Source organism: Dialister sp. UBA1703, from assembly GCA_002320515.1.
In the GTDB taxonomy this organism is placed as follows: Bacteria; Bacillota; Negativicutes; order Veillonellales; family Dialisteraceae; genus Dialister.
Genome location: DCJJ01000074.1, coordinates 20,600 through 25,129, shown reverse-complemented (window position 1 = coordinate 25,129; position 4,530 = coordinate 20,600). Strand labels below are relative to the sequence as shown.

Here is a 4,530-nt window from a genome sequence, read left to right as displayed (position 1 = left end):
ACCGAGTAAAATTTTACACTAAGTTTGGCGGGTATTGACAAGGTTCTAAGAACCCTCCGGCCTTGCGGCCGGAGGGTTCTTAAGTTTGACGGCCCTTCGGGACGAGGGTTGTGGTGGCGGCTCCGCCGCATTTTTATAGCCATCACCACCAGAAACTGTTTGCCGGGAGATTTCAGGGCTCCGCTCGAAATGACAGGAGAGCGTAGCGACCATGATATTCATAACAACGGTAAGCGGACAGCCGGCAGCCGGCAACGGACAGCCAAACACCGCCATTCCTACCATCCATAGTCTATCGTCTAATATCTAACCCCTACTCCCCCAGTCCCTTCTCCTGTATCCACCGGTCCATAATATCCGCTATGTCCTCATTGTTTTTGTCTTCAAAAAGGAAATGGGTATTGCCGTAGATTCCGATTTCCGGCAGGTGAAGAACTTTTGCATCTCCGCCGCGTCGGTTGATGGCGTCTGCCATGAGGCGGGCTTCCTTGAGACGGACCCGCCAGTTGTCTTCGCCGCCATGGGGACTTGGCTTTTCGGGAATATGGTCTCCGAAAATCATAAGAATAGGGATGTGAGTAAGCTTTTCAAAATCGTTTCGAGAAACGGCTACGCCTTTCAAAGGTCCGAAAGGACTTGATGATTCCATAGGCGGCGGTACTTCGCCTTCCGGAAAGACAAATCCCACTCCCGGTTCCAGGGCAATAATGGCCTTTATATTCTCACTCTTCATAGCTGCCAGCCACCCCGGAGAGCCGCCCTGGGAATGGGTAATGAGGATAGTATTTCCTGTCCGGTTCACCGTTTCCAAAAGGGCATCTGCTGTGAGCAGCGGGTCAAAGGCACCGGTATTAGGCGTCACTTTCCGCCAGAACTGGTTTTCCGCTTCTTCGCCCCGGGGAATCTGCACGTTTTCAAAGTAACGGGGATAATGGCCGAAGCGGAAAATGTCAAACCACAGCGCTTCATCTGCTGCGGGCGTTATATTTCCTTCTATCCCGCTGCTTCCTGCTCTCCCTCTCCTTGGCTGGTCCATAAGGTACACCTTGTAACCTTTACGAAGGAAAATGGTCTGGAAACCTTCTCTTCCATCAGGCGTGGTTTCGAAGCAGGCACCGCTCTGTCCGGCGCCGTGAAGGAAGAGGAGCGCATTCTTTCCGGCCTTTGCCGGTATCTGGTAAAACACATAGCCATGGTCCACATGCTTTCCCTGTCCCTCCGGAGACAGGGCATGGTCTTCACTGTAGGTTCCTTTTTCATGAATCACCCTGCCGCCGGCGGCAAAGCTTCCCTGCTCTTCTATGATGAGCGGTTTTCCAAATAGTTTCATACCGATTTCCTTTCAACGTAAAACAGGAACTCCTAAGTTCCTGTTTTTATTATAACCGATTCAATTCATATACATTCCGCCATTCACATCCAGCGTGGTGCCTGTAATGAGGCGTGCATCGTCGGAGGAGAGGAAGGCAGCAGCTGCGGCAATATCTTCCGGCTCCGCCACCTGTCTCAAGGGAATGGCGTCCAGGTTGATACTCATCTTTTCAGTCATCTGCGTACGGACGAATCCCGGTGCAATGGCATTTACATTGATATGTTTCGGCCCCAGTTCTCTTGCCAGGGATTTTGTGATTCCCTGCAGCGCCGCCTTGCTGGCCACATAGTCGGCGGAGGTGGCAATACCGCCTACTTCACCGGCCAGGGATGCGATGTTGATGATTTTCCCGCCTTCCTTTTCCAGATAGGGAATCACCAGCCTTGTGGTATAAATCACGCCGTAAAGATTGACTGACAGGGTTTGGGCCCATTCTTCGTCCTTTACCTCTGCAAAGGGTGTGGAAAGGCGGCAGATGCCGGCGTTATTGATAAGAACGTCAATACGGCGGAAATGGGAAATGGCTGCCTTGACGCCCTCTTCCACCGATTCTTTCGATGAAATATCCACTTCATAGCTTTTCACGGGAACGCCAAAGGCTTCGGTGATTTCCTTTTCCACCGATTGATTATCCCTCTCATTTCTTCCAAAAAGGATGATGCCGCTTCCTTCGGAGGCCAGGCGGAGGGCAATGGCCCTTCCTATGCCTCGATTGCCTCCGGTAATAAGGCTCACTTTATTTTGAAATCGTTTCATAGGTCCTCCTTTATGCCATATTGGGCAGAACACCGGAAAGAGAGCTGCCTGCCGGGATGGGCGCCGGTGCTTCTTCCTCAATCCCCGGTTCCCTGTCCAGAATGCGGCGCAGGAACCGGCGGGTTCTGGCTTCTTTGGGATGGGTGAAAATTTCTTCCGGACTTCCTTCTTCCACAATGACGCCGCCGTCCATGAACACCACCCGGGTAGCTGCCTCTCTGGCAAATTTCATTTCATGGGTCACCACCACCATGGTCACTCCGTCCGCCGCCAGTTTTTTCATGACGGAAAGAACGCCGCCTACCAGCTCCGGATCCAGGGCGGAGGTAGGTTCGTCAAAGAAAATCACATCCGGCTTTACAGCCATGGCCCGGGCAATGCCTACCCGCTGCTGCTGGCCGCCGGAAAGCTGGGACGGATAGTAGTCCGCCCGGTCCGCCAGCCCCACTTCCATAAGCGCCCTTCCGGCAATGGCTTCCGCCTCCGCCTTCGGCACGCCCCGTCCTACGGTGAGGCCAAGCATCACATTCTGAAGGGCTGTCTTGTTGGCGAAAAGGTTGTAGTTCTGAAATACAAAGGCCGTGTGCTTTCTCACCCAGCTGATTTCCTTCTGTTTGGCCCGGTGAAGATCCAGTTTCTTGTCACCGAATACCATTTCCCCTTCATCCGCCCTTTCCAGAAAGGTCAGGCTTCTAAGAAAAGTCGTTTTGCCGGAGCCGGAAGGGCCTAAAATGACAATCACATCCCCCTTGTTTACCTTCAGGGTTACATCTTTCAGTACTTCCTGTTTTCCGAAATGTTTTCTTACATGCGATATTTCAAGCATTTTTATCCCTCCTGCCCTGCGGTGCGATAGAGACCGGTGCGTTTTTCAAAAATTTTGTAAAGAACCTGCACCACGGTGCAGACGATAACATACAGAATAAATACTTCCAGGTAAGCCTCTATGTAGTTATAGCCAAAGGAAGCCTGGATTTTGGCAGCTGCCATAATGTCCTTAATCCCCATGAAAAAGGCAAGGGACGTACCCTTGATGAGGTTCACCGTAAGGTTGCATATGTTGGGAAGGGCCGAGGTGAGCGCCTGGGGAATGATGACCTGCACATAGGTCTGGAAGCGGGACAAACCGATGGTAAGACCGGCTTCCATCTGTCCTTCCGATACACTTAAAATGGCGGACCGGAACACCTCCGACAGAAGGGCGATGGTATTCAGGGTAAATACGATAATGGCATACCAGAGAGGATTGACACCGTGAAATACATCAAAGGAGCTTCCCATGACCTTCACCGCCCCATTCAGAAGACTGGGGAGAAGGGTGTACATGAGGAGAATCTGCAGCACCAGCGGTGTGCCGCGGATGAAGGAAACATAAAGGGTAATGAGCCTTTCCCCAATTCCTCCGGCACCGATCCGCTTCTCTGCCATGAGAAATGCAGGAGCCAGGGACAGAAGAAGCACCAGAGCCGTAATGAAAAGGGTCACCGGCAGGGCTTTCAGAAGAAAGGGCAGCGCATGCTGCATAAATGATAGGTCCAGTTCCATGATTTCCTCCTTACGCCTTCAGACGGCCGCGGCCCAGGTAGGACTCCATGCGGAGAAAGGCCTGCTCGATAATGATGCTGAGGCCCCAGTAAATGAGGAGGCATGCCACATAAAGTTCAATACCATAGGCGCCGTAATTCTTGGCAATAATCAGATTGGTCCGTCCCAGCAGGTCAATGAGGCCGATGGTATAGGCCAGGGCGCTTTCCTTCAGCAGGTTGATGACGGAATTTCCGAAATTGGGAAGGGCAATCACCGCCGCCTGGGGAAACATGACCCGGAAAAAAGCCTGCAGCGGCGAAAGACCGATGGTGACCGCTGCCTCATACTGCCCCCGGTCCACCGCCTCATAGGCGGAACGGAACACTTCCGACACATAGGCTCCGAAAAGAAGGGTAAAGGTAATAATCACGAAGACCGCCCGGGACAGATTGTCCATATCTATGCCGAATTCCGATTCCATGAATTTGGGCAGGCCGTAGAAAACAATGAAGAGAAGGACAATAGAAGGTGTGCATCGGATGATGTAGGTATACCCATCCGCCGCCATGCGGATTACCCTGTGTCCTGACAATTTGGCCCAGGCAAGAAGCATCCCCAGCAGGGATCCCGTAAGAATGCTCGTCACCCCCACCACCAGCGTTACCGCCAGGTAAGGAAGAAGGGCCGGTATGGATGTAAAAATCATTTCCGGACTGAATGGTCTGGTCTGCATTGATAACACCTCCTGTTTGATTGGTGAAATAGTGAAATAGTGAAATAGTGAAATAGTGTACTAGTGTACTAGTGAGCTAGTAGACTAGGGAAGCGCTGATTAAATCACTGTCTGCTTTTATTCTTGAATTTTTATGCAATGC

At 51.9% G+C, this 4,530-nt stretch carries 5 protein-coding genes; all 5 read right to left on the bottom strand.

What is annotated here, in order from left to right:
• Positions 1-313: 313 nt before the first annotated feature.
• From B2Y11_RS03475 to B2Y11_RS03455, 5 genes are read right to left on the bottom strand one after another with little or no spacing between them, the layout of a single operon-like run.
• Positions 314-1,330 carry an alpha/beta hydrolase gene (locus B2Y11_RS03475; protein ID WP_291056261.1) on the bottom strand — a complete coding sequence of 339 codons (1,017 nt, stop codon included), beginning with the start codon at positions 1,328-1,330 and terminating at the stop codon, positions 314-316.
• Positions 1,331-1,390: 60 nt separating this feature from the next.
• Entirely contained in the window at positions 1,391-2,128 is a 738-nt protein-coding gene (locus tag B2Y11_RS03470; protein ID WP_291056259.1) for an SDR family NAD(P)-dependent oxidoreductase, read from the bottom strand.
• Between the two features lie 10 nt (positions 2,129-2,138).
• The gene (locus B2Y11_RS03465) at positions 2,139-2,954 is read right to left on the bottom strand and encodes an amino acid ABC transporter ATP-binding protein (protein WP_291056257.1); all 816 of its coding nucleotides are present in this window, start codon (positions 2,952-2,954) and stop codon (positions 2,139-2,141) included.
• A gap of 2 nt (positions 2,955-2,956) precedes the next feature.
• On the bottom strand, positions 2,957-3,673 hold the full coding sequence (locus B2Y11_RS03460; protein ID WP_291056254.1) for an amino acid ABC transporter permease: 717 nt from the start codon (positions 3,671-3,673) through the stop codon (positions 2,957-2,959).
• A 10-nt stretch (positions 3,674-3,683) separates the two neighbouring features.
• Positions 3,684-4,388 (bottom strand): amino acid ABC transporter permease, encoded by a 705-nt coding sequence (locus B2Y11_RS03455; protein WP_291056252.1) that lies wholly within the window; start codon positions 4,386-4,388, stop codon positions 3,684-3,686.
• Positions 4,389-4,530: the final 142 nt, after the last annotated feature.

What these genes read in the sequence shown, in the direction of transcription:
- B2Y11_RS03455 (WP_291056252.1), bottom strand. Translation starts at nt 4,388, where the DNA reads ATGCAGACCAGACCATTCAGTCCGGAAATGATTTTTACATCCATACCG.
- B2Y11_RS03475 (WP_291056261.1), bottom strand. Translation starts at nt 1,330, where the DNA reads ATGAAACTATTTGGAAAACCGCTCATCATAGAAGAGCAGGGAAGCTTT.
- B2Y11_RS03460 (WP_291056254.1), bottom strand. Translation starts at nt 3,673, where the DNA reads ATGGAACTGGACCTATCATTTATGCAGCATGCGCTGCCCTTTCTTCTG.
- B2Y11_RS03465 (WP_291056257.1), bottom strand. Translation starts at nt 2,954, where the DNA reads ATGCTTGAAATATCGCATGTAAGAAAACATTTCGGAAAACAGGAAGTA.
- B2Y11_RS03470 (WP_291056259.1), bottom strand. Translation starts at nt 2,128, where the DNA reads ATGAAACGATTTCAAAATAAAGTGAGCCTTATTACCGGAGGCAATCGA.